General features: G+C 68.3%; 26 protein-coding genes. 9 read left to right on the forward strand and 17 right to left on the reverse strand.

Features of this window, described 5'->3' with window-relative positions:
• Window positions 1-13: 13 nt before the first annotated feature.
• Together F627_RS0101465 and F627_RS0101470 are read right to left on the reverse strand one after the other, a co-directional pair.
• Window positions 14-1,009: an aminoglycoside phosphotransferase family protein gene (locus F627_RS0101465; RefSeq protein ID WP_019583063.1), complete on the reverse strand. Its 996-nt coding sequence runs from the start codon at window positions 1,007-1,009 to the stop codon at window positions 14-16.
• Window positions 1,006-1,776 (reverse strand): phosphodiesterase, encoded by a 771-nt coding sequence (locus tag F627_RS0101470; RefSeq protein ID WP_019583064.1) that lies wholly within the window; start codon window positions 1,774-1,776, stop codon window positions 1,006-1,008. Before F627_RS0101470 ends, F627_RS0101465 begins: the two co-directional genes overlap by 4 nt.
• 161 nt (window positions 1,777-1,937) lie before the next feature.
• On the opposite strand from F627_RS0101470, the gene dksA reads away from it, so the two are divergent.
• Window positions 1,938-2,363: an RNA polymerase-binding protein DksA gene (gene dksA, locus F627_RS0101475; RefSeq protein ID WP_018865906.1), complete on the forward strand. Its 426-nt coding sequence runs from the start codon at window positions 1,938-1,940 to the stop codon at window positions 2,361-2,363.
• Window positions 2,364-2,370: 7 nt separating this feature from the next.
• Here dksA and argA read toward each other — a convergent pair whose 3' ends face one another.
• The 3 genes from argA to F627_RS0101490 form a co-directional block, all read right to left on the reverse strand.
• A complete protein-coding gene (gene argA, locus F627_RS0101480; RefSeq protein ID WP_081630699.1) occupies window positions 2,371-3,738 on the reverse strand; it encodes an amino-acid N-acetyltransferase in 1,368 nt (455 codons plus the stop codon).
• Between the two features lie 100 nt (window positions 3,739-3,838).
• On the reverse strand, window positions 3,839-4,312 hold the full coding sequence (locus F627_RS0101485) for a DUF192 domain-containing protein (RefSeq protein ID WP_018865904.1): 474 nt from the start codon (window positions 4,310-4,312) through the stop codon (window positions 3,839-3,841).
• 3 nt (window positions 4,313-4,315) lie between these two features.
• Window positions 4,316-4,588: a heavy-metal-associated domain-containing protein gene (locus F627_RS0101490; protein WP_018865903.1), complete on the reverse strand. Its 273-nt coding sequence runs from the start codon at window positions 4,586-4,588 to the stop codon at window positions 4,316-4,318.
• Between the two features lie 82 nt (window positions 4,589-4,670).
• Here F627_RS0101490 and ilvD point away from each other — a divergent pair, with 82 nt between their 5' ends.
• Together ilvD and radC are read left to right on the forward strand one after the other, a co-directional pair.
• Window positions 4,671-6,524 (forward strand): dihydroxy-acid dehydratase, encoded by a 1,854-nt coding sequence (ilvD, locus tag F627_RS0101495; protein WP_018865902.1) that lies wholly within the window; start codon window positions 4,671-4,673, stop codon window positions 6,522-6,524.
• A gap of 85 nt (window positions 6,525-6,609) precedes the next feature.
• Window positions 6,610-7,281, forward strand: coding sequence for a DNA repair protein RadC (gene radC, locus F627_RS0101500; RefSeq protein ID WP_018865901.1), 672 nt, complete (start codon window positions 6,610-6,612; stop codon window positions 7,279-7,281).
• Window positions 7,282-7,308: 27 nt separating this feature from the next.
• On the opposite strand, the gene F627_RS0101505 is transcribed toward radC, so the two are convergent.
• The 5 genes from F627_RS0101505 to F627_RS0101525 form a co-directional block, all read right to left on the reverse strand.
• Window positions 7,309-7,887 (reverse strand): glycine zipper domain-containing protein, encoded by a 579-nt coding sequence (locus F627_RS0101505; RefSeq protein ID WP_018865900.1) that lies wholly within the window; start codon window positions 7,885-7,887, stop codon window positions 7,309-7,311.
• A 121-nt stretch (window positions 7,888-8,008) separates the two neighbouring features.
• The gene (gene bioF, locus F627_RS0101510) at window positions 8,009-9,190 is read right to left on the reverse strand and encodes an 8-amino-7-oxononanoate synthase (RefSeq protein WP_019583066.1); all 1,182 of its coding nucleotides are present in this window, start codon (window positions 9,188-9,190) and stop codon (window positions 8,009-8,011) included.
• A 10-nt stretch (window positions 9,191-9,200) separates the two neighbouring features.
• Entirely contained in the window at window positions 9,201-9,953 is a 753-nt protein-coding gene (locus tag F627_RS0101515; RefSeq protein ID WP_018877245.1) for a methyltransferase domain-containing protein, read from the reverse strand.
• Window positions 9,954-9,977: 24 nt separating this feature from the next.
• The gene (bioB, locus tag F627_RS0101520; protein WP_018865897.1) at window positions 9,978-10,973 is read right to left on the reverse strand and encodes a biotin synthase BioB; all 996 of its coding nucleotides are present in this window, start codon (window positions 10,971-10,973) and stop codon (window positions 9,978-9,980) included.
• Window positions 10,970-11,428: a hypothetical protein gene (locus F627_RS0101525; protein WP_026279170.1), complete on the reverse strand. Its 459-nt coding sequence runs from the start codon at window positions 11,426-11,428 to the stop codon at window positions 10,970-10,972. Before F627_RS0101525 ends, bioB begins: the two co-directional genes overlap by 4 nt.
• Window positions 11,429-11,674: 246 nt before the next feature.
• Between F627_RS0101525 and F627_RS0101530 the strand changes: the two genes are divergently transcribed.
• Window positions 11,675-12,235: a ComF family protein gene (locus F627_RS0101530; protein WP_019583067.1), complete on the forward strand. Its 561-nt coding sequence runs from the start codon at window positions 11,675-11,677 to the stop codon at window positions 12,233-12,235.
• A 27-nt stretch (window positions 12,236-12,262) separates the two neighbouring features.
• Here the strand turns inward: F627_RS0101530 and ubiA are convergent, their stop codons facing one another.
• The 7 genes from ubiA to F627_RS0101565 form a co-directional block, all read right to left on the reverse strand.
• On the reverse strand, window positions 12,263-13,132 hold the full coding sequence (gene ubiA / locus F627_RS0101535) for a 4-hydroxybenzoate octaprenyltransferase (protein WP_018865894.1): 870 nt from the start codon (window positions 13,130-13,132) through the stop codon (window positions 12,263-12,265).
• Window positions 13,133-13,488: 356 nt separating this feature from the next.
• Window positions 13,489-14,055: a peroxiredoxin gene (locus F627_RS0101540; RefSeq protein WP_026331992.1), complete on the reverse strand. Its 567-nt coding sequence runs from the start codon at window positions 14,053-14,055 to the stop codon at window positions 13,489-13,491.
• Window positions 14,052-16,385: a protein-disulfide reductase DsbD gene (gene dsbD, locus F627_RS0101545; RefSeq protein WP_019583069.1), complete on the reverse strand. Its 2,334-nt coding sequence runs from the start codon at window positions 16,383-16,385 to the stop codon at window positions 14,052-14,054. Before dsbD ends, F627_RS0101540 begins: the two co-directional genes overlap by 4 nt.
• On the reverse strand, window positions 16,373-16,714 hold the full coding sequence (gene cutA / locus F627_RS0101550; RefSeq protein ID WP_018876006.1) for a divalent-cation tolerance protein CutA: 342 nt from the start codon (window positions 16,712-16,714) through the stop codon (window positions 16,373-16,375). Before cutA ends, dsbD begins: the two co-directional genes overlap by 13 nt.
• Before the next feature lie 3 nt (window positions 16,715-16,717).
• Window positions 16,718-17,515 (reverse strand): efflux RND transporter periplasmic adaptor subunit, encoded by a 798-nt coding sequence (locus F627_RS0101555; protein ID WP_018876007.1) that lies wholly within the window; start codon window positions 17,513-17,515, stop codon window positions 16,718-16,720.
• A gap of 38 nt (window positions 17,516-17,553) precedes the next feature.
• Window positions 17,554-18,930: a TolC family protein gene (locus F627_RS0101560; RefSeq protein ID WP_019558432.1), complete on the reverse strand. Its 1,377-nt coding sequence runs from the start codon at window positions 18,928-18,930 to the stop codon at window positions 17,554-17,556.
• Window positions 18,931-18,965: 35 nt separating this feature from the next.
• Window positions 18,966-19,505 (reverse strand): thioredoxin family protein, encoded by a 540-nt coding sequence (locus F627_RS0101565; protein WP_018865888.1) that lies wholly within the window; start codon window positions 19,503-19,505, stop codon window positions 18,966-18,968.
• A 217-nt stretch (window positions 19,506-19,722) separates the two neighbouring features.
• On the opposite strand from F627_RS0101565, the gene F627_RS0101570 reads away from it, so the two are divergent.
• The 5 genes from F627_RS0101570 to F627_RS0101590 all read left to right on the forward strand — a co-directional run bounded on the left by F627_RS0101570 (window position 19,723) and on the right by F627_RS0101590 (window position 24,140).
• Window positions 19,723-20,205: an FxsA family protein gene (locus tag F627_RS0101570; RefSeq protein WP_018865887.1), complete on the forward strand. Its 483-nt coding sequence runs from the start codon at window positions 19,723-19,725 to the stop codon at window positions 20,203-20,205.
• Window positions 20,206-20,355: 150 nt separating this feature from the next.
• The gene (groES, locus tag F627_RS0101575; RefSeq protein ID WP_017942807.1) at window positions 20,356-20,646 is read left to right on the forward strand and encodes a co-chaperone GroES; all 291 of its coding nucleotides are present in this window, start codon (window positions 20,356-20,358) and stop codon (window positions 20,644-20,646) included.
• Window positions 20,647-20,696: 50 nt separating this feature from the next.
• Complete coding sequence (gene groL / locus F627_RS0101580) at window positions 20,697-22,361, forward strand: chaperonin GroEL (RefSeq protein WP_018865886.1); 1,665 nt, start codon at window positions 20,697-20,699, stop codon at window positions 22,359-22,361.
• Window positions 22,362-22,788: 427 nt separating this feature from the next.
• Window positions 22,789-23,430 (forward strand): OmpA family protein, encoded by a 642-nt coding sequence (locus F627_RS0101585; RefSeq protein ID WP_018865885.1) that lies wholly within the window; start codon window positions 22,789-22,791, stop codon window positions 23,428-23,430.
• 209 nt (window positions 23,431-23,639) lie between these two features.
• A complete protein-coding gene (locus F627_RS0101590; RefSeq protein ID WP_018876009.1) occupies window positions 23,640-24,140 on the forward strand; it encodes a thioredoxin fold domain-containing protein in 501 nt (166 codons plus the stop codon).
• The last annotated feature ends 261 nt before the right edge of the window (window positions 24,141-24,401 follow it).

A 24,401-nucleotide genomic window follows, 5' to 3' on the forward strand; every position in this document is an offset into this window, starting at 1 on the left:
GTGTCCCCATGGTCTAGTTGTCCTGCAAGCGTTCGGGCATGTCGGTACGGAACCAGGCAGCGACCGGCTCCAGCTCCGGATGCATCAGCCCCTGCGCCAGCAAGCGGTGCAGGCGGGGCAGGTGCTCCAGGTAGCGGGGCTTGGCATCGCGCCGCGCGAGGCGCACGAAGATCCCGAGGATCTTGGTGGTGCGCTGGACGCCGAGGACCCGGTAGTGGTGCATGAATGCCGCGCGGTCCCAGGATGCAGCCGCGAGGTAGCGCTCCAGGCCCTGCGCCACGGTGTCCGGGGACGGCTCGCGGCGGGCATCCTCCAGCAGCGAGACGACATCGTAGGCCGGGCTGCCGATGACTGCGTCCTGAAAATCCAGCACGGCGCAGGCCCGGTCCTCGCCGGGGGGCAGCATCAGGTTGTCGACGTGGAAATCGCGCAGGACCAGGGTCCCGTCCAGGCTCGGGCGCCCGTCCAGCGCCGATCGCCAGGCCTGCAGGAAGGCGTCGCGCCGGGCCGTCGCCAGCGGCGCTCCCCGCTGTTCCGGCCAGTACCAGTCGACAAACAGGGCGACCTCGTCGAGCAGACGCGGCATGTCGTAGGCGGGCAGGGCCGGGGCCGTCGCGGCCCTGGCCGGCCAGGCGCTGTGGAGCTGGAGCAGGGTGTCGATGGCGCGGTCGTACAGCGGGCCTTCTGCGGACCCCTCGGCCAGTGCCCGGGTAAAGGTCCGGTCACCCAGATCCTCGAGCAGGACGAATCCGGCTGCCGGGTCGTGCGTCAGCACGCGCGGCGGGCGCAGACCCAGCGACTCCAGCAGCCCCGCGATCTGCACGAACGGTTCGGTGGCCTCGCGCTCCGGCGGGGCGTCCATCAGCACCACCGGCTCGCCATCGCGGTGCAGGCGGAAATAACGGCGGAAACTGGCATCCGCACGCAACAGGGCAAGGTCCGTGAAATCGCCTGGCTGGCGCGCGAGCCAGGCCTGGAGCTGATGGCTGCGGGCGTCATCCGAGATCATGTGCGAGCCTCCTCGCTCACGCGCTGGATGCGGGTGTCGATCCGCCCGTCCGGGTGCAGGTCCAGCACCCGATAGCCGGCGGCCTCGGTATCCAGCGCGAAGCGTTCGGATTCGGGGGCGAACTGGATACAGGTGGAGGGGCAGCCGAGCAGCTCGATGCCCTGGCGTTTGCCGCGGAAGTCCTGGTGGATGTGGCCGAACAGGCAGGCGCGCACACGCGGGTGGCGATCCAGCACCGCGAACAGGTCGTCCGGATTCGACAGGCCGATCCGGTCCATCCATGCGCTGCCAATCGGGACGACCGGGTGATGAATCGCGATCAGGCCCCAGTGGTCCGGATGGGTGGTCAGTACCTGATCCAGTCGATCCAGCTCGGCGGGTTCGATATGGCCGGCCGCCTGGCCCGCGACCGCCGAATTGACGCCGATCAGGAGCCAGCCGCCCAGTATGCGATGGCCGTCCAGGGGGTACCCGGCCGCGTCGAACGCGCGGTGCAGGGTGTGCCAGTCGTCGTGATTGCCGGCCAGCCCGGCGACGGGCCAGCCCTTTACGTGCTGGTCGAGCAGGTGCAGCAGACGCGCATAGGCGGCCGGCGCCGGATCCTCGGCCAGGTCGCCGGTCAGCCAGAGCAGGCCCGGGCGATCCTCGTTCCGGGCCAGTGCCTCGAGGACCCGTGCGAGCTGGCGGTCGCTGTCGGGGTAGCCGGCCCGGATCGGGCCTGGCTCCCGTCCCAGGTGGGTGTCGCTGATCTGGAGGATGCGCTGCATGCGGGCTGTGTCGGTGTCCGTGGTTCCAGGGATGTGCATCGGGGCGGGTTTTTCTGTTTGCCGCCCGACGGGGGGATTGCCCTATACTCGATCGGGTGTACCGCGTATCGCGCCGGGGCCTTTCCGCATGGGGCGGAAAGGGGCCTGGCGAGGGGCCCGAGATGAGCCAAGATGCCAAGACCCGCCCGGATTCCGGGTACCGCCCGTCCGAGGACGAACCCTACATGAATCCGCGTCAGCTGGACTACTTTCGCGCCAAGCTCGAGGCCTGGCGTGCCGAGCTGATCGAGGAATCGGAACAGACCCTGGAGCACCTGCGCAGCGAGAGCTGGCAGGAGCCCGACCCCAACGACCGGGCGAGTCACGAAACGGATGCCGGCTTGGAGCTGCGCACGCGGGATCGCTACCGCAAGCTGCTGAACAAGATCGACGCGGCGCTGGCGCGCATCGACCGCGGCGAATACGGCTACTGCGAGGAGACCGGCGAGCCGATCGGGATTGCCCGACTGGAGGCGCGGCCCATCGCCACCCTGAGCGTTGCCGCCCAGGAGGCCCACGAGCGCGACGAGGCCCGCTACGCGCAGTAGTCCCTGGCTATGCTTCGGTCAGACTGCGGGTGAAGACCCGCGAGTTGCGCGCCTGGTTGTACCGGGTCTGGCGGCTCGCGGGGAGATCATCCACCTGGCCCGGGGTGTAGCCACGCTCCTGGAACCACTGCGCGGTGCGCGTAGTCAGCACGAACACCCGCCGGATCCCCTGCTCCCGCGCCAGCTGTTCCATCGCCTGCAGCAGGCGGTCGCCGCGGCCGCTGCCGCGGTAGTCGCCGTGAAGGGCCAGGCAGGCGATCTCCGCCGCATCCGCCTCGAACGGATACAGCGCGGCCGTGCCAATGATCAGGCCGTCCGCCTCCAGCACCTGAAAGCGGTCGATCTCCAGCTCTAGGTGTTCACGCGCGCGATGCACCAGGATGCCTTCGGCCTCCAGCGGTTCCAGCAGCGCGTGGATGCCACCCACGTCGTCGAGCGTCGCCGGGCGCAGGCGTTCCAGCGGCTCGCGCGAGACCAGGGTCCCGATCCCCTGACGGGTAAAGAGTTCGGTCAGCAGCCCGCCGTCGTCGTGCCGATCCACCAGGTGCACCCGCATCGCGCGCTGATGGCAGGCATCGATCGCGCTTCTCAGGTGGTTCGCCAGTTCCTCCGGCAGGTCGGGGCTGGTCTCCAGCAACTCCTGCGCGGCCGGTACGGTGAGCTGGTCGAGCACGCCGTGTTCCGGGTCACGCAGCACGCCGGCCTCGGTCAGGAAGATCAGCTTGTCGGCATTCAGCGCGATCGCCACCTGGGTGGCGACGTCTTCCCCGGAGAGATTGAAGACCTCGCCGGTGGGGGAGTAGCCCAGCGGTGACACCAGGGCGACCTGCTCGCGCTCCAGCAAGGCCGCGAGCGCGTTGGTGTCCACCCCGCGGACCTCGCCGGTGTAATGGAAGTCCACCCCGTCGCGCACGCCCAGCGGGCGGGCGGTGACGAAGTTGCCGCTGGCCACACGCAGCCGCGCGTTGCCGGTACCCGGCTGGCCCAGGCTGCGGGACAGCAGCCCCTCGATCTGCAGGCGCAGTCGGCCGACCGCATCCAGCACGGCCTCCAGCGCCGGGGCGTCGGTCACGCGCAGGCCATTGGCATAGGCCGGGGTCAGCCCGCGCTCGCCCATGCGGGCCTCGATCTGCGGCCGGGCGCCGTAGACCAGCACCACCCGGATGCCGAGGGCATTGAGCTTGGCGATGTCGCGCATCAGCGCCGGGAATTCCGGCGCCTGGGCGGCCTCGCCCGCCAGCGCGATCACCATGGTGCGTCCGCGGTGGGCCGCGATATACGGCACGGCATCGCGGAACCACGCGAGTTCCCCGGGCTGCGGGGCTCGCCGCGACGGTGTGTGCTGGCCTGCGGGTGTTGGGGGGGCGGTAGCCACGGCGCGTTCCGTTTCCTTCGGATGTCCTGAGCCGACAGTCTAGGGAAACACGGATCAATTTGCGCGTCGGCAGCCCGGGCCGCGTTGTGCTGGAAAGGTGTCAGTCGTTCCCGCCGACGATTCGCTCCAGGTCGGGTACGCGATCGCCGGCCGCGACGCCGTGCCGCTCGAACCAGCCGGCATTGACCTCCAGCGCGTAGCGCACGGGGCGTTTCGCCTCATGGATGCGGGTGGAGTGGGGTGTCATGGATGCGATGTTGGTGATGGTGAAATCGGCATCGATAAAGGCCACATCCAGCGGGATGCGGGTGTTATGCATCCACATGCCGTACTGCGCCGGACGCGGCCATATGAACAGCATGCCGTGGTCGTCCGGCAGGTGGTCGCGGTGCATCAGGCCGATCCGGCGGGCGCGGTCCGTCGCGGCGATCTCGACGGTAAGGGTCTGTTCACCGATGTCCAGGTCGGCCGTCGGGAGCCCGTTTTCGGCCTGCGCGCACCCCGCGCCAAAGCCGACGAACAGGATCAGCCAGGCCAGCCCGGCCCAGGCCCGGCCCGGCGATCGGAGTGGCACGGCCTAATCGCCGCTCATGCGCCCCACAGCGCAGCTGGCGAAGGACTTGGCCTTGGCACTGGTGGAACGCCAGCCGGAGACCGATCCCACCTCGGGGTAGCCCATGCTGGCGAGCTTGGCGGCGACCGCTTCGCGGGCGCTGTCCGGGGCCTGGACCTCGACGGCGCCGCCTTCCACGTCGACCTCGGCCTCAGTGACGCCTTCGACCTGCAGCAGGCCCTTGCGGATGGAGCTGGCGCAGCCGCCGCACTTGATGTTCTCGACCTCGATTTTCATTGCCGGGACCTCGGGATACTGGGGTTTGTACGACTCATTATGTACGATTCCGCTTCTGCGTAAACGTTCACGAGACCCGACCATGCCCGCCTATCGCTCCCGCACCACCACCCACGGCCGCAACATGGCCGGTGCCCGCGCCCTGTGGCGCGCCACCGGCATGAAGGATGGCGACTTCGGCAAGCCGATCATCGCCATTGCCAACTCCTTCACCCAGTTCGTGCCCGGGCACGTGCACCTGAAGGATCTGGGCCAGCTGGTCGCCGGCGAGGTGGAGAAGGCCGGTGGTGTGGCCAAGGAGTTCAACACCATTGCGGTGGATGACGGCATCGCGATGGGTCACGGCGGGATGCTCTATTCGCTGCCCTCGCGCGAGATCATCGCCGACTCGGTCGAGTACATGGTCAATGCCCACTGCGCCGACGCGCTGGTGTGCATCTCCAACTGCGACAAGATCACCCCCGGGATGCTGATGGCCGCGATGCGCCTGAACATCCCGGTGGTGTTCGTCTCCGGCGGCCCGATGGAGGCCGGCAAGGTGCAGGCCCCGGGTAGCGACAAGGTCATCCATCTGGACCTGGTGGACGCGATGGTCAAGGCCGCCGACTCCAGCGCCAGCGACGAGGAGGTGGAGTCCATCGAGCGCTCCGCCTGCCCGACCTGCGGCTCCTGCTCCGGCATGTTCACCGCCAACTCGATGAACTGCCTGACCGAGGCCCTGGGCCTGTCGCTGCCGGGCAACGGCTCGCTGCTGGCCACCCATGCCGGCCGCAAGTCGCTGTTCGAACAGGCCGGCCGGCGCGTGGTCGAGCTTGCGAAGCGCTATTACGAGCAGGACGACGCATCCGTGCTGCCGCGTTCGATCGCTACCTTCGAGGCCTTCGAGAATGCGATGAGCCTGGACATCGCCATGGGCGGCTCCACCAACACCGTGCTCCATCTGCTGGCGGCCGCGCGCGAGGGCGAGGTCGACTTCACCATGGCCGACATCGACCGCCTTTCGCGCAAGGTCCCGAACCTGTGCAAGGTGGCCCCGGCCACCCAGCTCTACCACATGGAGGACGTGCATCGCGCCGGTGGCGTGGTCGGCATCCTCGCCGAGCTGGATCGTGGCGGGCTGATCCACCGCGACATCCCGACGGTCCACGCCGACACCATGGGCCAGGCCCTGGAACAGTGGGACGTGATGCGCCACGCCGCCGAATCCGAGACTCTGTACAAGGCCGCGCCGGGCGGCGTGCCCACCCAAGTCGCGTTCAGCCAGGACAAGACCTGGGACAGCCTGGATATCGACCGCGAGAACGGCTGTATCCGCGATATCGAACATGCCTACTCGACCGACGGCGGCCTAGCCGTGCTCTACGGCAACATGGCCCCGGACGGCTGCATCGTGAAGACCGCAGGCGTCGACGAGAGCATCCTGAAATTCTCGGGTCCCGCGCGGGTATTCGAGAGCCAGGACGCGGCCGTCGAGGCAATCCTCGGCGACCGCATCCAGGCGGGTGACGTCGTGATCATCCGCTACGAGGGCCCGAAGGGCGGCCCCGGCATGCAGGAGATGCTCTACCCGACGTCGTATCTGAAGTCCAAGGGGCTGGGCAAGGAATGCGCGCTGATCACCGACGGGCGCTTCTCCGGCGGCACCTCCGGGCTGTCCATCGGCCACGTCTCGCCGGAGGCCGCGCAGGGCGGCGCGATCGGCCTGATCGAGGAGGGCGACACCATCGTGATCGACATCCCCGGGCGCGAGATCCGCATCGACGTCGACGACGCCATCCTGGCGGCCCGGCGCGAGGCGATGGAGGCCCGCGGCGCGAAGGCCTGGAAGCCCGAGTCGCGGACCCGTCCGGTCACCCAGGCCCTGCGCGCCTACGCCCTGATGACGACCTCCGCCGCCTTCGGCGCGGTGCGCGACATCTCCCGCTTCGAGGACTGACCGAGGGCAACAGGCGGGCTTGCAGGATGTCTTGAGCGGCGCCCTGGACCGAAAAACCAAACGACCGAACCACAGGGAGGTGGGGATGGCGATTACCGACTGGCCCGCGGCCGAGCGTCCGCGGGAGAAGCTGATCGAGCGCGGCGCGGCCGCGCTTTCCGATGCGGAGCTGCTGGCGATCTTTCTGCGCACCGGCGTGGCCGGCAAGAGCGCGGTCGATGTCGCCCGCGATTTGCTTAACCGTTTCGGCGGGCTGCGGCCGCTGCTGCAGGCCGATCAGGCGGGGTTCTGCGCGGCGCCGGGGCTGGGCGATGCCAAGTACGCCCAGCTCCAGGCGGTACTCGAGATGGGGCGGCGGCACCTGGCCGCCGACCTGGAGCGTGGCGATGCACTGACCTCGCCAACCGCGACCCGCCAGTTCCTCGCGGCGCGCCTGCGCGACTATCCCTTCGAGGTCTTTGCGGTCCTGTTCCTGGACAACCGCCATCGGGTGATCGCCTTCGAGGAGCTCTTTCGCGGCACCATCGACGGCGCCTCCGTACACCCGCGCGAGGTGGTGCGGCGTGCCCTGCGGCACAACGCGGCGGCGGTGATCCTGGCGCACAACCACCCCTCGGGCGTGGCCGAGCCGTCGCGCTCGGATGTCGCCATCACCCGCCGCCTGGCCGATGCCCTTGGGCTCGTGGACGTCCGGGTCCTCGATCATCTGATCGTCGCCGACGAGAGCGTGTCCCTGGCCGAGCGCGGCGAGTTGTAGCGCCTTGTCCCTGGCGGGCCCCGCCGGTCAGCCGCGGATCTCCCAGTGCCCGGGCTCCGACGGACAGGCGGTGCCGGTGTGACGCTGGCCGTCGATGGTCATCTCGAAGTCGCGGCAGCCACTGTCGCGGTTGCGGCGCGGGGTCAGCTGTACCGGCTGGTCATGGGCATTGCGCCAGTGCACGGTCTGGCCGGTCTCGGCCAGTTCCAGGGCGTGTCCCATGCAGGCCTGGTCGTTGCGATCCATCTGGCGGCCGATCATGCCGCCCAGCACCGCGCCGCCGGCCGCGCCAATCAGGATCGCGACCGGGTCGCCATCGCCAACCCGATGGCCGATCACAGCCCCCGCGCCGCCACCGATCGCGGCCCCGATCGCGTCGCGGTTGCAGCGCCCGTCCATCACGCCGTAATCCCGCTCCCAGCGGTCATAACTGTGACCGTGGTAGCCGTGATAGCCCGGGTCGTTCTGCGCGCGCCAGCCGTGGGCCGGTGCCCAGGGCGGTGGCGAGGCCAGGGTATCGGCGGCAAATCCGAACAGCAGTGCGGCGGCCAGTACCTTCAGGTGCGCGGGCAGGCCGCGACGGGATTGGGTGCGTTTCCGTGCCATGGTCCGTCTCCTTTTGATCGGATACGGGCCCAGCTTGGCGTTGTTTCGCTGAACGGTTGTTTAACGTGGCGGGGTGTTTTGCGGAAGCGTGAACGGCTGCGTGTCGGGACTGTGCGCGGTTTCACGTGGTGGTGGCGGCGAGCGCGTGCTCCAGCGCCCGTAGCAGCGTATCCACTTGAGACTCGGTGTGGCTGGCGGACAGCGTGATGCGCAGCCGCGCCTGGCCCTCGGGGACCGTCGGCGGGCGGATGGCCGGGACCAGGAAGCCGGCGGCCAGCAGTCTCTCGGCTACGGCACTGGCGCGGCGGGCGTCACCGATGTGGACCGGCTGGATCGGGGTCAGGGGCGGCGGGTGCTGCAGGCCGAGCCGGTCCAGGCCTTCCCCCAGGCGTTGCAGCAGGCCCTGCAGGTGCGCACGGCGATCCTCGGCGGCCTCGGCAATGCGCACGGAGGCGAGCGTGGCGGCGGCCAGGGCGGCCGGCATCGCGGTGGTGTAGATGTAGGGGCGCGCGGTCTGGATCAGGGCCTCGATCAGGGCCTTGGAGCCGGCGACGAAGGCCCCGGCGGTGCCGAAGCCCTTGCCCAGCGTGCCCATCAGGATCGGCACCTCGTCCGCGCCGAGGCCGTGGTGTTGGCAGCTGCCGCCACCGGTCGCGCCCAGCACCGACAGGCCGTGGGCGTCATCCACCATCAGCCAGGCATCGAACTCGCGCGCCAGCGCGGCCAGCTCCGGCAGGGGTGCGATATCCCCGTCCATGGAGAACACCCCGTCGGTGACGATCAGCCGATGCCCGCGATCGGGAGCTCGCTCCAGGCGATCGCGCAGGTGCCCGGGATCGGCATGACGATAGCGCTGGCTGCGCGCGCCGGCCAGGCGCACGGCATCGATCAGCGAGGCATGGTTCCAGCGGTCCTCGAATACCGTGTCGTGGCGGCCGGCCAGCGTCTGTACCAGCGCCAGGTTGGCCATGTAGCCGGTCGAGAACAGCAGCGCGCGCTCGCGCCCGGTGAAGCGCGCCAGCGCCTGCTCCAGTTCCACATGGGCGCGGGTGTGGCCGTTGATCAGGTGGGCGGCCCCGGCCCCGACCCCGTAGCGGTCGAGGGCCTCGCGGGCGGCGGCGGCGACGGCCGGATCGGCCGCCAGACCCAGGTAGTCGTTGGAGCAAAAGGCGACGATAGATTTACCGTCGATGACCTGCTCCGGCTGCTGCGGCCCGTCCAGCGTGCGCAGACGGCGCCAGCGACCGTCCGTGCGCACGCGGTCGAGGCGGGCCTGCAGAAAGGCCTGCAGCGACTCGCTCATGGTGAATCGCTCACGGCCGCAGCCCGGCGCGCAGGAAGATCGGCCAGTGCACGCGGGCGGTGATGTCCGTATTCGGCCACAGCGCGCGCAGGGCCGGCTCCAGTGCGGCCAGTGGATCCTGCCCGACGGCCTGCGCGCGGCGGATGGCCGACCAGGTGCCGAGGTAGCCGAGCAGGGTGTCGCGGTCCCAGTCGCGGTCGATCCGAAACTCGGGCGTTTCGATCTCCGGCCAGGGGAACGGCAGGTCGCTGTAGTGGCTGCGGATGTGGCTGCGCTCTTCCGGCCACCAGGGCGCCAGGGTGGTGTCGTGGAAGTCGGTCAGCAGGCGGTCCAGCGCCGGGTCCTCGGCGCGCAGGATGCCGTAGCCCCAGATCGCCAGCAGGCCGCCCGGGCGCAGGACGCGTGCAACCTCGTGATGGAAGTCGGCATGGCGGAACCAGTGCGCGGCCTGGGCGACACAGGCGAGATCTATCGAGGCGTCGGCCAGCGCGCAGGCCTCGGCGGCGCAGGCGATGCGGTCGATGCCGGTGGTCGCCGGCAGGGCGGCCAGCAGGGCCGGGGCGGCATCCGTCGCCACGACCTGCGGGAAGTGCGGCTGCAGGCCCTGCGCGGCCTGGCCGTTGCCGCTGGCGCAGTCCCAGGCCCGTTCGTGGCGCGGGGTGTGCGCGGCCAGCCAGTCAAACAGCTCGGCGGGGTAGTCCGGACGGTGGCGGGCATAGTCCCCCGCCACGGCGGAAAAATGATCGGGGAATCCGCCGCCCACTGTTGTGCCCTCCGCTCGTCTGGCTCAGGCCGATGCGGAGGCGGGCCGATCCGATTCCGCAGGGGCCTCTGGTCCGGTCTCCGGGCGCAGGCCCAGGCGTTCGAACAGCGCGAGGTCGTGGTTCTCGCCGGGGTTTGGTGTGGTCAGCAGGGTGTCGCCGTAGAACAGCGAGTTGGCGCCGGCCAGGAAGCACAGGGCCTGCATCTCGTCGGACATCTCGGTGCGCCCGGCGGACAGGCGCACGTAGGAGGCCGGCATCAGGATGCGGGTCGCGGCGATGGTGCGCACGAACTCCAGCGGGTCGAGGTCCTCGATCCCGTGCAGCGGCGTGCCCTCGACCTGGATCAGCTGATTGATGGGGACCGATTCCGGGTGCTTCGGCAGGTTGGCCATCTGCTGCAGCAGGCGCGCGCGGTCGCGCCGCGACTCGCCCATGCCGAGGATGCCGCCGCAACAGACGTTCATGCCGGCCTCGCGCACATGCTCCAGGGTCTCCAGGCGGTCCTCGTAGGTGCGCGTGGAGATGATGTGCCCGTAGAACTCCGGCGAGGTGTCGAGGTTGTGGTTGTAGTAGTCCAGCCCCGCCTCGGACAGGCGTTTCGCCTGCTCGGCCTTCAGCATGCCGAGGGTCATGCAGGTCTCCAGCCCCTCGTCCTTGACGGCGCGCACCATCTCGATCACGCGCTCCAGGTTCTTGTCGGTGGGGTTGCGCCAGGCGGCCCCCATGCAGAAGCGGGTCGCGCCCTGGGCGCGGGCATTGCGCGCGGCCTCGAGCACTTCCTCCAGCGGCAGCAGGCGCTCGCGCTCCAGCTCCACGTCGTGGTGCGCGCTCTGCGGGCAGTAGGCGCAGTCCTCCGGGCAGGCCCCGGTCTTGATCGACAGCAGCGTGCTCACCTGCACCGCATTGGGGTCGAAGTGCTCCCGATGCACCGTCTGCGCGCGAAAGATCAGGTCGTTCAGCGGCAGGTCGAGCAGGGCCTCGACCTCGTCGGTATTCCAGTCGTGGCGGGGCGTGCTCATAGGTGGTGGTCCTCGTCGGATTCGGCGGGGATCTCGACATCCGCCCAGGGCTCGCGGTAGATGGTGAACAGCGCGTAGATCGTCCAGGGCAGCAGGATGGCCGCGGCGATCGCCCAGTAGGCGCGGTAGTAGTCGAGATCCGGGGGGAAGAAGGTGGCGACCACGATCAGCGCGCCCATCAGGGCGTAGTAGCGGTACGCGGCCCACTGGGTGTGATGGCCGACGCGCGGATCGGGGTGGTGTTTGTTCAGGGCGTAGACCAGCATGGAGCCGCCGAACCACAGGACCAGCGGGACGATCCCCATGATCGCGGCGATGATGAAACCGACCCCGACGCCCTCGCTGCTGACCACGAACAGCGGGATGCCGGCGATCGACACGCTGATCAGGTTGCCGATGTCGAACATCGACGCGGCGCGCCGAGAGCTGCGCCCGGAGACGGTCCTGGTGGCCATGGTCTACCCTGCATGCAAAACGCAGAGCATACCATCATGCCCCTGACCCCTTCATCGCAACCGGGCCCTGTGCATGCCGTGGCCGCGCGCTGGACGGCCTGGTCCGCTGCCTGCGCCGAGTGGCTGGCGGAGGCCCTGTACCCGTCCCATTGCGGCCTGTGCCTGGCGCCCGGACCGGCGGTCTGCACGGGCTGCCGGGGCGATCTGCCACCACTGGAGCGCCCGTGTCCCACCTGTGCGCTCCCCTTGCCGACGGCCGGGGTGTGCCCGGCCTGCGTGCGCCAGCCCCCGGCGCTGGACGCGCTGCACGCCGGATGGGCCTATGCCTGGCCGCTGGACCAGTTGATCCTCGCCTACAAGCATGGCGGCAATGTTCGGGCCGAGCGGGCCCTGGCGGCGCTGGCGGGCCATGTCGCCCGGGTGGCCTTTGACGGTGGCGGCCAGGGACGTCGGTCCTCGCCCGATATGGTGCTGCCGGTGCCGCTGCACGGGCGGCGGCTGCGCGAGCGCGGTTTCAATCAGTCGGATGTCCTGGCCCGGCGCGTGGCGGCGGAACTGGGGGCGGCGCTGGAGACCCGGGCGTTGCGGCGTATTCGGGCCACTGCGTCGCAACAGGCGCTGGGCCGCAAGGCCCGCCGGAGCAATGTGAAGGGGGCCTTTGCCTGGCGCGGCGACGATCTCGCGGGGCGGAATGTGCTGCTGGTGGATGATGTGGCCACCACCGGGGCGACGCTGTCGGCGCTGGCCGGCGTGCTGCGGCGGGCGGGTGCCGAGCGGGTGGAGGGGCTGGTACTGGCGCGTGCCTGAGCCGCCCCGGGGGCGCGTGGGGGCGGGTCAGGCGCCGAGGTGATGGTCGGCGATCATCGCCAGCAGGACCACGGCGCCCAGGTAGTGGTTGTTTTTGAAGGCCCGCAGGCAGTCGGCAGGCTCGCGCTCGAAGATCAGGAACTGCTGGTAGAACATCAGCATCGCCACGATCACCAGCCCGGCCGTGTAGTAGCCCCCGAACCCGGCGTGCTGGCCGACCAGGTAGAGCCCGTACCAGACCAGGACCTGCAGCCCGGCGGTGATCAGGCGGTCCAGCTCGCCGAAGGCGATCGCGGTGGACTTCACGCCGATCTTCAGATCGTCCTCGCGATCCACCATGCCGTAGAAGGTGTCGTACACCACGGTCCAGGCCAGAACCGTCACGAACAGCAGCCAGGCGACGGGCGGTGGATGCTCGCCGGTGACCGCGGTGAAGGCCATTGGCACGGCCCAGGCAAAGGCCGCGCCCAGATGGACCTGCGGGAAGTGGTGGAAGCGCTTGGAGAACGGATAGGTGCCGGCCAGCGCAACGGCCACCAGGGAATACAGGATGGTCAGCACATTGGTGAACAGCACCAGCACGAAGGCGACCACGCTGAGCGCCACGAAGGTGCCCAGGGCCTCGCGCGGGGTGATCGTGCCGATCGCCAGCGGACGGTCGCGGGTACGGGCCACGTGGGCGTCGAAGTCACGGTCGGCGTAGTCGTTGATCGCGCAGCCGGCCGAGCGCATCAGGACCACGCCGGCGGTGAAGATGAAGATCAGATAGGCGGGCGGCCAGCCGTCGGCCGCTACCCACAGGGCCCAGAAGGTGGGCCATAGCAGCAGGTAGATGCCCACCGGGCGATCCAGTCGGATCAGGCGGGCGAGTTCCCACAGGCGTTCGCGCTCGGTCATGGCGGCTTAGGGAGACACTGATTGGATTGCACGCTCGCGCTCGCGCTCGAGTCGCTTTTGCGTGCGAACAAGGCACGGTGACTGCCGTGCAGTCATTCTGCACAAGGGAACCGTAACGCCGTTCCCACGCAAAAGCGGCCGAGCCCCTTCGTGAAATAAATTGTGGGGGTGGCACCCCCTGTTCCCCGATCCTGCGTTGCGGCCCTTGCCGGTAGAACCACTACCGGCTGCGCACCGCGCCTTGTCTCGAGAAACAGGGGGTACCAACGCGAGCGTGCAATCCAATCAGTGTCTCCCTAACTTACCAGCCTTGTGGCGCAAGGGCGCCGGGCGCGCCACTCCGGCACTTGGGGATGCTACAGGTGCGCCTCCAGCCATCCGTCCAGGTCGGCCGGTTCCACCTCGCCGCGATGGGTGTCGAGGATGGTGCCATCGCGGGCGATCAGCACGGTGTAGGGCAGGGCGCCAATGCGGTTGCCGTATTCGCGGCCCACGGCGACCGCCTCGTCCTGGCCGATCAGGACCGGGAATTCGATGCCGAAGTCGTCCACGAAGTGCTGGGTGGCTGTCTGTTCGTCCACCGCCACCGCGACGATGGTGAAGCCGTCGTCCCGGTGGGCCTCGTAGGTGTCCTGGAACAGTGGCATTTCCTTCTTGCAGGGCGGACACCAGGTGGCCCAGAAGTTCAGCACGATCAGGTCGCCGTCCCATTCGCTGAGCTGGCGTTCGTCCCCCGCGAGATCGGGCAGGGTGAAGTCGATGCGCTGGTTGCCCGAGGCCGCCTCGGCCGCGACCTCGGGGGCTGCGTCGGCGGTGGCGCCCGCGGTATCCATCTCCGGCTCCGGATCGCCGCAGGCGGCCAGAAGGAAGGCGCCGGCCGTGGCGACTGCCAGCCCGGTGAGCGCGTGCGAGTGAGGCCTCATGGCGTCACCCCGATGGCGCTTTCCACATGCGCCAGGAAACGGTCGGCATTCAGGTACCCGACGTTGCGGTAGTTGCGCAGTTCATTGCCGTCGGCGTCCCAGAAGATCATGGCCGGGGGCCCGAACAGGTTGAACTCGCGCATCAGGTTGCGGTGCTCCGAGGTGTTGTCGGTGACATCGGCCTTGAGCAGGTGCACGTCCGCCATCGCGTTGATGACGCGCTGGTCCTGGAAGGTGGTGCGGTCCAGGCGCACGCAGTCCACGCACCAGTCGGCGTAGAAGTCCAGAAACACCGGCTGGTTATTGCCCTGTGCCTGCTCCAGCTCGCGTTCGAGATCTTCGAGGCTGTCGATGTAGGTGAACTGCATCTCCGTCGGCCCGGCCTGTTCGCCGCTGGCGGTCACCGCGGGCTGATTGAGCGTGGCCAGCGGGCGGAAGATGTCCTTGCCGCCGGTGGCCGCGCCCAGCATCAGCAGCACGCCGTAGATCAGGAGCACCACGCCCAGGCCTTTCCACAGGGTGTGCCAGCCGGAGGTGCCCTCCGGCAGGGTCTTGAGTGCACCCATATAGACCGCGGTCACGATCAGCAGGATGGCCCACAGGAACATCGCGATCTCGCCCGGGATGACCCGTTCGAGCAGCCAGATGCCGATGGCCAGCAGGCCGACCCCGAAGGCCGCCTTGATGGTGTCCATCCACGGGCCGGCCTTTGGCAGCAGGCGTCCGGCGGAGGTGCCGATGGCCAGCAGCGGGGCGCCCATGCCCATGCTCAGCGAGAACAGGGCGATACCGCCCAGCACCGCGTCACCGGTGTGGCTGATATAGAGCAGGGCCCCGATCAGCGGCGCGGTCACGCAGGGGCCGACGATCAGGGCGGAGAGAAAGCCCATGATCCCGGCGCCGACGTAGGTGCCGCCTTCCTGCTTGTTGCTGATCTGCGACAGCTTGCTCTGTACCCCGGCCGGCATCTGCAGGTCGTAGAAGCCGAACATCGACATCGCCAGCGCGATGAAGATGGCGACGAAGGTGCCGATGATCCAGGGGTTCTGGAACGCGGCCTGCAGGTTGGCACCCGCCAGGCCCGCGAACACCCCGGCCACGGTGTAGGTCACCGCCATCGCCAGCACGAACACCAGCGAGATCAGGAACGCCTTGCGCGTGGTCAGGTTCTTCTGTCCGATGATGATGTTCGACAGGATCGGGATCATCGGGAACACGCAGGGCGTGAACGTCAGCAGCAGCCCGAAGCCGAAGAACGCCAGCGCCACCAGCCAGATCTGGCCGTCGGCCAGCTGGGCCGCGATGCGGTCCTGCTGGGTGACGGGCGCGGCGGCCTCGTCGTCCTCGCGCGGCTCGTCGCCGGTCTCCGGCAGGGCATCGGTGTCGGCCTCGGCGGCCAGGTCGGAGGCGAAGGTGACCGACACTTCCTGGGTCAGCGGCGGATAGCACACGCCGGCGTCGGCGCAGCCCTGATAATCGATCGCCAGGGTGATGTCGGCGACGTCGTCCGCGTCGCGCAGCACCGGGACGAGGATCTCAACCTGATCGCGGAACACCTGGCTCTCGCCGAAGAATTCGTCTTCCTGCAGCTCGCCGTCCGGCGGGTTGACCGGGCCCAGTTCGATGCCGTCGCCCTCGGCGATGCGCACATCCAGCTGTTCGCGGTAGAGGTAGTAGCCCTCGGCGATATCGAAGCGCAGGATCACCGCGTTCTGGCTGATGGCCTCCAGCGACGCGGCAAAGGCCTTTTCCGGTTCCAGCAGGTCGTCAGCGGCGCCGAGATCGCCGGATAGCTGGCCGAGATCACCCAGCGCGCTGCCTTCCTCCTGTTCGGGCTCGTCGCGGGGTTCTTCATCCGCGGCGGCCTCCCCGTTCCCGCCCGGCAGGCCGGGCAGCTCGATGGAGACGGTCTGGAAATGCGGCGGATAGCACACGCCGAGATCCGCGCAGCCCTGCGAGCGCGCGGTCAGTTCGATGGTTGTGCTCTCGGCCGCCACGATAGGCAGCTCGACCTGCACCTGGCCACGATAGGTCTCGACCCGGCCGAAGAACTCGTCTTCCTTGACCTCGCCGTCCGGGATCCGGGCTTCGCCCAGTTCGAGTCCATCGCTCTCCGGCGTGAACTCGAATTGCTCGCGGTACATGTAGTATTCGTCCGCGATGTCCCAGGTGAGGCGCACAGTGTCGGCGTCGATCGCTTCGGCACTGAGGGCGAAGGCGTCGTCCGGGTCCAGCAGGTCGTCCTCGAAGACGGCCTGGGCCAGGGCGGGCAGCAGCGTCAGGGCGAGGAGCAGGCTCGCCAGCCAGGTGCGCGGGTTCAGGAGGTGCATTGTGTAATCCAGTCCAGGTAATCGGGCAGCCCGTGTTCGATCGGCAGGGCGATGATCTCGGGTGTCTCGTAGGGGTGTTGGTCCGCCAGGCGCGTCTGGAGTTCGTCCAGACGTGCGGGCGAGGTCTTGATCAGTAGAGTGACTTCCGCGTCGATCTCGATATTCCCTTTCCACAGGTAGACCGAGCGTCCGGGCGGCAGGATGTGCACGCAGGCCGCCAGGCCCTGTTCCACCAGGGTGCCGGCCAGGGTGTCGGCCGCGGCCGGGTCATCCAGGGTGGTGATCACCAGCCAGGCGCGGGCTTCGGTGGCTTGCCGGGTGGTAGTCATGGTTCAGGAATCCCGTTCGATGCGCGCTGTCTGGCCCGGCCGCAGCGGCACACCGTCCGCCGGGGAGAACTCGACCTCGACGCGGTAGCCGCGTTCGGGCTCCTCGCCGGTCGGCTCCCAGCCCACGCGCGCGATGGTGCCGGGCAGGCGCTGGTCGCCGACTACGACCGTAACCGCGGTCCCGGGTTCCAGGGTCGTGGCCGTGTCGGCCGGGACGGTCGCCGTGGCACGCATCGGGTCGGTGGTGCCGAGGATCGCGAGCACCGGCGGCAGCAGGGCCGGGTTCACGTACTGGCCGGGGTTGGCCTCGACGCGCACCAGGCGCCCGCTGGCCGGGGCGCGGATGGTGGCGTCGTCAAGATCGGCGCGGATGCGGTCACGCTGGGCGCGGGCCTCGGCCAGGCGCGCGGCGACCGTCGCGTAGTCGATGCGGGCCAGTTCCAGCTCGCGCGCGGCGATCAGGGTCTGGTCGTAGAGGTCCTCGGCCTTGTCGCGTTCGCGTTCGGCCTCGTCCAGTTCCATCTGCAGGCGCTCCAGCGTGGCCCGGGCGGCCCGCAGGTCGGCATCGGTGCGTCGAGTGTCCAGGCGGAACAGGACGGCATCGGCCTCGACCCGATCGCCGGCGCTCGCCTCGATGGATTCGATGCGGCCGGCAACCGGGGCGGTGATGCGGTAGCGCTCGCCCCAGTCGAGCTGGGCCGCGAAGCCGTCCTCGGCCAGCACGGGCGCCGGGGTGACGGCGAGCAGGGCCAGCAGGCTGGCCGTGGTCAGCAGGGATGGGCTCGTGAATACGCGGGACATGGGCAGTTCTCCCGTCCGGTCGCCAGTGGGCCGGCGGCTCAAGGGGTTTCCTGGGTGGCGCGGAACGGGCTCAACTCGTCACGGCCGCTTAGCAGGGCCAGGCGCTCGTAGGCCAGGGCCAGTTGGTATTCGGTGCTGGCATTGAAATGCGCCGCGGCGCTTTGCTGCACCATCGAGTCGCCCAGATCGGCCTGGTCCTCGATGTCGTAGAGGTAGCGCGCGCGGTCGATGTAGAGCTCGCGGTAGTCCATGCGCCAGGCGGCCTCGTCGCGCTGGGTGCGCAGGGCGCGGATCTCGTCGTGCAGTTCGCGCAGGCGGTTGCGGGCCTCGATGCGTGCCTGGCCCAGTTCGGCCTCGGCGCGGTGACGGGCGGCGACGGCCTGGCCGATGCGGCTGTCGTGGCGACGGCCTTCGTACAGCGGGATCTCCAGCACCAGGCCGGCGGCGAACGGGTTGCGGTCGCCGCCGCCGAGGTCGCGGTTCCACCAGCCGGATTCGGCCTCCGCATACAGGCGCGGACGGCGCTGGGCGCGCGAGGCGGCCACCTCGCGGCTGGCGGCCTCGACCTGGCGGCGTTCGGCCAGCAGGCGCGGGCTGGTGTTGTCGAGCTCGGCCAGCAGGGTGTCCAGATCCGGCAGTTCCGGCAGGTCCAGCGGCAGCATGGGAGCGAGCACGGTGCGCACACGCCGGTCCGGGCGGTTCAGGGCCTCGGCCAGGGCGGCGCGGGTGCGGGCCTGGTTCTGCAGGGCGCGGGTGCGCTGAACGCGCAGGGTCTGATATTCGGATTCAAGGCGAAAGACCTCGATATCCGACACCTGACCGCGCTGGTTGCGCTCCTCGGCGCGTTCCTTGGAGACGTAGGCCGCGGCCATTGCCTCGGTGTCGCGGGCAAAGGCCAGATCGGCCAGCAGCACATCGAAGTAGCGCTCGAGGACGTGGATGCGGTGGCGGGCGTGGGCCAGTTCCTCGTGCTGGCGGGCGGCAACCAGACGCTGCTCGCTGGCCGATTCGCGCGCGTGGGACTGGCCGAAGTCGCTCAGCAGCTTGCGCGCCACGATGGCGGCGCGTGAGTCGTTGCGGCTGCGGTCCTCGATCTGGTCGTTGGGTTCGATCCAGCGGGCCTCGAGCCGGGCGTTTACGCTGACGTCGCGTTCGGCACGGGTCGCTTCCAGCTCCGCGCGGGCCTGCTCGCGTTCGGCGCGTGCTGCGCGCACCCGTGGGTGCAGGGCGTCGACGCGTTCCAGTGCGTCACCGACCCGCATGGGGTTGGGCAAGGGCCCGGCATCGGCCGCGCCGACGCTGTCCTGTGCCATTACCGCTCCGGCCAGCGGCCACAGGAGCAGGCCGGCCAGCAGCAGGCGGGCCAGTCGGCGCCGGTGGTGGGGGCCGGACGAGCGGGGGTGCATCGGCGACATCAGGCGTCGATCCTCGCGGGTTGAGCGGATGGGGCTCAGCGGCCGTCTTGTTCGCGCTTGAAGCGCGTGAAGTTCTGGTCCTTGTAATGCCCCTCGGCTACGAACTCGCCCAGCTGGAGGAACTCGCGGACGTCGCGCGTGGCCCCGGTGAACCGGGCGATGGGTTCGCCCTCGAGGTTGAAGAACTGGAACACGGGCGTGGCGCGCACCCGGTAGTCACGGGTGGCCCAGTCCATTTGGGTCTTGGTCTCGCCCTCGAAGGTGACGATCTCGATGGCGCCCTCGACGTCGACGCTGAATACGAGAAAGTGCTCGCTGAAGTATTCCTGAACCTCGGGCTGGTTCAGCACCTGGTTCTTCATGCGGTGGCAGAACGGGCAGTCGGCCATCTCGAAGAAGATCAGGATGCCCTTCTTGCCGGCCGCGCGCGCCTCCTCCAGCTCCTCGGGGAACTCGCCGAAGGTCGGGTCGAAGAAGTGGTGTTCCGGATCGCGCGGGTCTTCCACGGCGGCGGTCGTCAGGGCCGGGACGAGGAAGGCCAGCAGGGCCAGCATCAGGATCGGTGTGCGCAGCATGGTTCGTTTGCTCTCCGGAATATCTCGTCAGGCGTATGCACCAAAGACGTGCGGAAGACTGGCTTAATTCCCTTCCCCTTGCAAGGACAAAACGGGTCGCGGCCAGCGCGTTCCGGTGTCAATGGTTTTTGGAGTATCCGCGTCGCACCGGGGTTCCAATCGACAGCACCCGGGGGGCATGTTCCAATAATCGGGCCTGATCTGCGGAACCCCCTCGATGCGCAACCCCCTCTTTCCCCTGTTTGTCTTTCTTGGTCTGGTACTGCTCGAGATCTTCGGCTTTGCCTGGGTAGGTGACGCCGTGGGCGCCCTGATGACGGTGGCGCTGGTGATTATCACGGCCGCGGCCGGGCTGCTGCTGTTCCGGTTGCAGGGTTTCTACCACTGGCGCCGTCTGCAGCAGAGCCTGGCGCGCGGGGAGGTGCCGGCGCGGGGTCTGGTCGAAGGCTGGCTGCTGATGAGCGCCGCCGTGTTGCTGTTGCTGCCGGGTTTTTTCACCGATGCCGCCGGCTTCGTGCTGTTGATCCCGCCGCTGCGGCGCTGGGCGGCGGACGGCATCCTGCGTCGCGGCATGGTCCGCGCGCGTGGGGCTGGCCCTGGCGGCGCACAGGGCAGCGACACCATCGAGGGCGAGTTCCGCCGTCACGAGGACGGTGGCGAGCCGCCTGACGACCGGCTCGATCACGACGACCGTCGCTGATCTCCCCGCGGTCTCCGGATTTGTAACGCGCGCCCTTGACTCGCCTTTGTGTGCCCCTATTATTAGCACTCGTCAGGGGCGGGTGCTAACAGGGTGCCCGTCCGACACCCCAACTTTCCTGTTGCAGACACTTTATAAGGAGTTCGCACCATGAACCTGCGGCCTTTGCACGATCGAGTCATCGTGAAGCGTATGGAAGAAGAGCGCACCACCCCCGGCGGCATCGTGATCCCGGATTCCGCGGCCGAAAAGCCGATCCGCGGCGAGGTCCTGGCGGTGGGCAACGGCAAGATCCTGGATAACGGCGAGTCTCGTCCGCTGGACGTGAAGGCCGGTGACAAGGTCCTGTTTGGCAAGTATTCCGGCACCGAGGTCAAGGTCGAGGGCGAAGACGTCCTGGTGATGCGCGAAGACGACATCATGGCCGTCATCGAGGGCTGAGCCCCCGTCCCGCGTCCGTCTAACACGAATTTTCAGGAGTAGAACGAATCATGAGCGCTAAAGAAGTACGCTTTGGTACCGACGCCCGTACCCGCATGGCCAAGGGCGTGAACACCCTGGCCAACGCCGTGAAGGTCACCCTCGGTCCCAAGGGCCGCAACGTGGTCCTGGACAAGGCCTTCGGCGCCCCGACCGTGACCAAGGACGGTGTGTCCGTGGCCAAGGAGATCGAACTGGAAGACAAGTTCGAGAACATGGGCGCGCAGCTGGTCAAGGAAGTCTCCTCGCAGACCTCCGACGCCGCCGGTGACGGCACCACCACCGCGACCGTGCTGGCCCAGTCCATCGTCCGCGAAGGCATGAAGGCGGTCACCGCCGGCATGAACCCGATGGACCTCAAGCGCGGTATCGACAAGGCCGTGAAGTCCGCGACCGAAGAGCTGAAGAAGCTGTCCAAGCCGTGCACCGAGCACAAGGCGATCGCGCAGGTCGGTTCGATCTCCGCGAACTCCGATACCGCCATCGGCGAGATCATTGCCGATGCGATGGACAAGGTCGGCAAGGAAGGCGTGATCACCGTCGAGGAAGGTTCCTCGCTGGAAAACGAGCTGGATGTCGTGGAAGGCATGCAGTTCGATCGCGGCTACCTGTCGCCCTACTTCATCAACAACCAGCAGAACATGAGCGCCGAGCTGGAGGATGCCTACATCCTGCTGTTCGACAAGAAGATCTCGAACATCCGTGATCTGCTGCCGATCCTGGAAGGCGTCGCCAAGGCCAACAAGCCGCTGCTGATTATCGCCGAGGACATCGAGGGCGAGGCCCTGGCCACGCTGGTGGTGAACTCCATGCGCGGCATCGTGAAGGTCGCCGCCGTGAAGGCCCCGGGCTTCGGCGATCGCCGCAAGGCCATGCTGCAGGACATCGCCGTGCTGACGGGCGGCCAGGTGATCTCGGAAGAGGTCGGCCTGTCGCTGGAGAAGACCACGGTGGAAGACCTGGGTCGCGCCAAGAAGGTGCAGGTGACCAAGGAAAACACCACCATCATCGACGGCATGGGCACCAACAAGGACATCAAGGGCCGTGTTGACCAGATCCGTGCGCAGATCGAGGAAGCGACCTCCGACTACGACAAGGAAAAGCTGCAGGAACGCGTGGCCAAGCTGGCCGGCGGTGTTGCGGTGATCAAGGTCGGCGCCGCCACCGAGGTCGAGATGAAAGAGAAGAAGGCCCGCGTCGAAGACGCCCTGCACGCCACGCGTGCGGCGGTGGAAGAAGGCGTGGTCCCTGGCGGTGGCGTGGCCCTGCTGCGTGCCTGCGCCGCGATCACCAAGCTCAAGGGCGACAACGAAGAGCAGACCGCGGGTATCAACATCTGCCGCCGTGCGATGGAAGAGCCGCTGCGCCAGATCGTCTACAACTCCGGTGACGAGCCGTCCGTGGTCCTGAACCAGGTCCTCGAAGGCAAGGGCAACTACGGCTACAACGCCGCCACTGGCGAGTTCGGCGACATGATCGACATGGGCATCCTGGATCCGACCAAGGTGACCCGTTCCGCACTGCAGAACGCCGCGTCCGTGGCAGCCCTGCTGATCACCACCGAGGCCATGATCGCCGACATCCCGAAGAAGGATGACGGTGGCGGCGCCGGTGGCGACGACATGGGCGGCATGGGTGGCATGGGCGGTATGGGAGGCATGGGCGGCATGATGTAAGCCGCGCCTTCTCCGTACATCGCCGATGTACCCGGGACCCCGCTTCGGCGGGGTCTTTTTGTCTGGCGAGACGATCGGCCCCAGTGTGGTCTCGTGGGTCGGCGCCGCGTCAGGGAACCCTTAATGCGGCTGTGTGTCCCTTGAGATACGCGGGATCCCCGCAGGGGCTGTTGCAATGACGTGACAGTTCGGCCGAAAGTGGCTGGATCCCGGCCAGTTTGCGGAATGTGACGGCGTTGTGATGCCGACACAAAAATTGCGTCTCGTTGCGTGCAAAACCCGAACTTGTGTGCCAGTATCAGGGTACTGTAGAGGGCTTGGCGCAAGGAGCTCGCTGCTTTGGATTGCGGATGCGCGTGCGACCACTGATTTCCGCACGACCGCAAACGGGGTCCGACGTCGATTGTTTTTACAAGGAGGCTATGCAATGAATCATAAGCTCGTTAAGAATCTTCTGGCCGCGTCCGTGGCTTCGCTGGTGCTGGGCGCCGCCGGGCAGGTCGTTGCGCAGGAACCGCCGGCCGCGAACGTCACTGACCGCAGCGGCAAGGTCGTGGTCGATCGCTCTGGCGAGTGCGTGCGCACGCGTTCCTGGGCCCCGGAAAACGTGAAGTTCGAACAGTGCGCGGGCTACATCCAGGAAACCGCCGAAGCCCCCGAGCCCGAGCCCGCCGCTGCCCCGCAGCCGGAGCCGGAGCCGGAATTCACCACTACCACGCTGAGCGCCCAGGCGCTGTTCGACTTCGACAGCGCCGAGCTGCGCTCCGAAGGCCGTTCCGCCCTGCGTGACCTGGCCCGCAGCCTGACCGCCGACGACGCCGAGTACAGCTCGGTGCTGGTCGAAGGTCACACCTGCACCATCGGCCCGGCCGACTACAACCAGGGTCTGTCCGAGCGTCGTGCCCAGGCCGTCGCCGACTTCCTGGCCAGCGAAGGCGTGCGTGAAAGCGACATCCGCACCGTCGGCTACGGCGAAGACCGCCCGACCGCCGACAACTCCACCCAGGCTGGTCGTGAGGCCAACCGCCGCGTGGAAGTGACCTCCGACGTGCGCCAGCGCGCCAACTAAGGTCGCTCGCAACACCCCGGTCGCCGGTTCGCCGGCGAGCCGGTGCAAGGCCCCGCTCCAGCGGGGCTTTTTTGTGCGAGTTTCCCCGCCAGGTCGCCGATGAACCCCTCTCCGCTCCCGGGCTGGCCGGGTTGGCGCGAAACCCCCTTCAGTCTGCGTTAATCTTGTGCCCCTAGACTGGGACCAGATATCTGGAGAGGCCGATCATCATGACGATCCATCGAATCCCGAGACGCAATCCGTTCGCGGCCCTGCTGGGGGGCGTTACCCTGATGGCGGGCTTGCTGCTGACGACCCCCGCGGCCGCCGGCGGCGTGGAACGCGCGACCGATCTGCGGGCCCTGGCCGGTAACGGTGATGGTCGGCCGACCGTGATCATGTTCGCCTCCAGTAGCTGCCCCTACTGTGACCGGGCGGAACAACAGCACTTGGGCCCGATGGCCGAGGATCCGGCCTTTGCCGGAGTGCATATCCGTAAGGTGATGCTGGACCGGGACGAGGTCCGCGACTTTGATGGCGAGACGCTGCCCGGGAATCGCCTCGGCCGGAACTACGGGGTGCGCGTCGTGCCGACCATCATGGCCTTCGATGCCGAGGGTCGTCCGGCCGGCACGCCGCTGGTGGGCATCCCCAACGAGCAGCTGTACCGCAGCCAGATCCGCACCCGCATCGAGGCCGCCCGCAACGGGGCCCGCGACGCCTCGAGCTAGGGAGACGCTGATTTAATCGCGCGTCCGCGTTGGTGCCCCCCAGTTTTTCGAAACAAAGCGCTCCGAGACAAGGCGCGTCGTGTAGCGGGTAGTGGTTCTACCCGCAAGTGGCGCAACGCAGGATCGGGGAACAGGGGGCACCAACCCCACAAGCTATTGAAAGCAGGGGCTCGGCCGCCCGTTGTTCATCAAAAACGGGCGCGCGCACAGCGTTGCGGCTCCCTTGTGCAGAATGACTGAACGGCAGTCACCGCGCCTTGT

This window comes from Thioalkalivibrio sp. ALE16 (genome assembly GCF_000381305.1).
In the GTDB taxonomy this organism is placed as follows: domain Bacteria; phylum Pseudomonadota; class Gammaproteobacteria; order Ectothiorhodospirales; family Ectothiorhodospiraceae; genus Thioalkalivibrio.

What these genes read in the sequence shown, in the direction of transcription:
- ubiA (WP_018865894.1), bottom strand. Translation starts at nt 13,132, where the DNA reads ATGACCGAGCGCGAACGCCTGTGGGAACTCGCCCGCCTGATCCGACTG.
- bioB (WP_018865897.1), bottom strand. Translation starts at nt 10,973, where the DNA reads ATGAGCACGCCCCGCCACGACTGGAATACCGACGAGGTCGAGGCCCTG.
- F627_RS0101470 (WP_019583064.1), bottom strand. Translation starts at nt 1,776, where the DNA reads ATGCAGCGCATCCTCCAGATCAGCGACACCCACCTGGGACGGGAGCCA.
- F627_RS0101490 (WP_018865903.1), bottom strand. Translation starts at nt 4,588, where the DNA reads ATGAAAATCGAGGTCGAGAACATCAAGTGCGGCGGCTGCGCCAGCTCC.
- F627_RS0101585 (WP_018865885.1), top strand. Translation starts at nt 22,789, where the DNA reads ATGAATCATAAGCTCGTTAAGAATCTTCTGGCCGCGTCCGTGGCTTCG.
- F627_RS0101525 (WP_026279170.1), bottom strand. Translation starts at nt 11,428, where the DNA reads ATGGCCACCAGGACCGTCTCCGGGCGCAGCTCTCGGCGCGCCGCGTCG.
- F627_RS0101570 (WP_018865887.1), top strand. Translation starts at nt 19,723, where the DNA reads ATGCGCAACCCCCTCTTTCCCCTGTTTGTCTTTCTTGGTCTGGTACTG.
- dsbD (WP_019583069.1), bottom strand. Translation starts at nt 16,385, where the DNA reads ATGCACCTCCTGAACCCGCGCACCTGGCTGGCGAGCCTGCTCCTCGCC.
- groES (WP_017942807.1), top strand. Translation starts at nt 20,356, where the DNA reads ATGAACCTGCGGCCTTTGCACGATCGAGTCATCGTGAAGCGTATGGAA.
- dksA (WP_018865906.1), top strand. Translation starts at nt 1,938, where the DNA reads ATGAGCCAAGATGCCAAGACCCGCCCGGATTCCGGGTACCGCCCGTCC.
- F627_RS0101505 (WP_018865900.1), bottom strand. Translation starts at nt 7,887, where the DNA reads ATGGCACGGAAACGCACCCAATCCCGTCGCGGCCTGCCCGCGCACCTG.
- F627_RS0101555 (WP_018876007.1), bottom strand. Translation starts at nt 17,515, where the DNA reads ATGTCCCGCGTATTCACGAGCCCATCCCTGCTGACCACGGCCAGCCTG.
- groL (WP_018865886.1), top strand. Translation starts at nt 20,697, where the DNA reads ATGAGCGCTAAAGAAGTACGCTTTGGTACCGACGCCCGTACCCGCATG.
- bioF (WP_019583066.1), bottom strand. Translation starts at nt 9,190, where the DNA reads ATGAGCGAGTCGCTGCAGGCCTTTCTGCAGGCCCGCCTCGACCGCGTG.
- ilvD (WP_018865902.1), top strand. Translation starts at nt 4,671, where the DNA reads ATGCCCGCCTATCGCTCCCGCACCACCACCCACGGCCGCAACATGGCC.
- F627_RS0101565 (WP_018865888.1), bottom strand. Translation starts at nt 19,505, where the DNA reads ATGCTGCGCACACCGATCCTGATGCTGGCCCTGCTGGCCTTCCTCGTC.
- F627_RS0101590 (WP_018876009.1), top strand. Translation starts at nt 23,640, where the DNA reads ATGACGATCCATCGAATCCCGAGACGCAATCCGTTCGCGGCCCTGCTG.
- F627_RS0101560 (WP_019558432.1), bottom strand. Translation starts at nt 18,930, where the DNA reads ATGTCGCCGATGCACCCCCGCTCGTCCGGCCCCCACCACCGGCGCCGA.
- radC (WP_018865901.1), top strand. Translation starts at nt 6,610, where the DNA reads ATGGCGATTACCGACTGGCCCGCGGCCGAGCGTCCGCGGGAGAAGCTG.
- cutA (WP_018876006.1), bottom strand. Translation starts at nt 16,714, where the DNA reads ATGACTACCACCCGGCAAGCCACCGAAGCCCGCGCCTGGCTGGTGATC.
- F627_RS0101540 (WP_026331992.1), bottom strand. Translation starts at nt 14,055, where the DNA reads ATGAGGCCTCACTCGCACGCGCTCACCGGGCTGGCAGTCGCCACGGCC.
- F627_RS0101465 (WP_019583063.1), bottom strand. Translation starts at nt 1,009, where the DNA reads ATGATCTCGGATGACGCCCGCAGCCATCAGCTCCAGGCCTGGCTCGCG.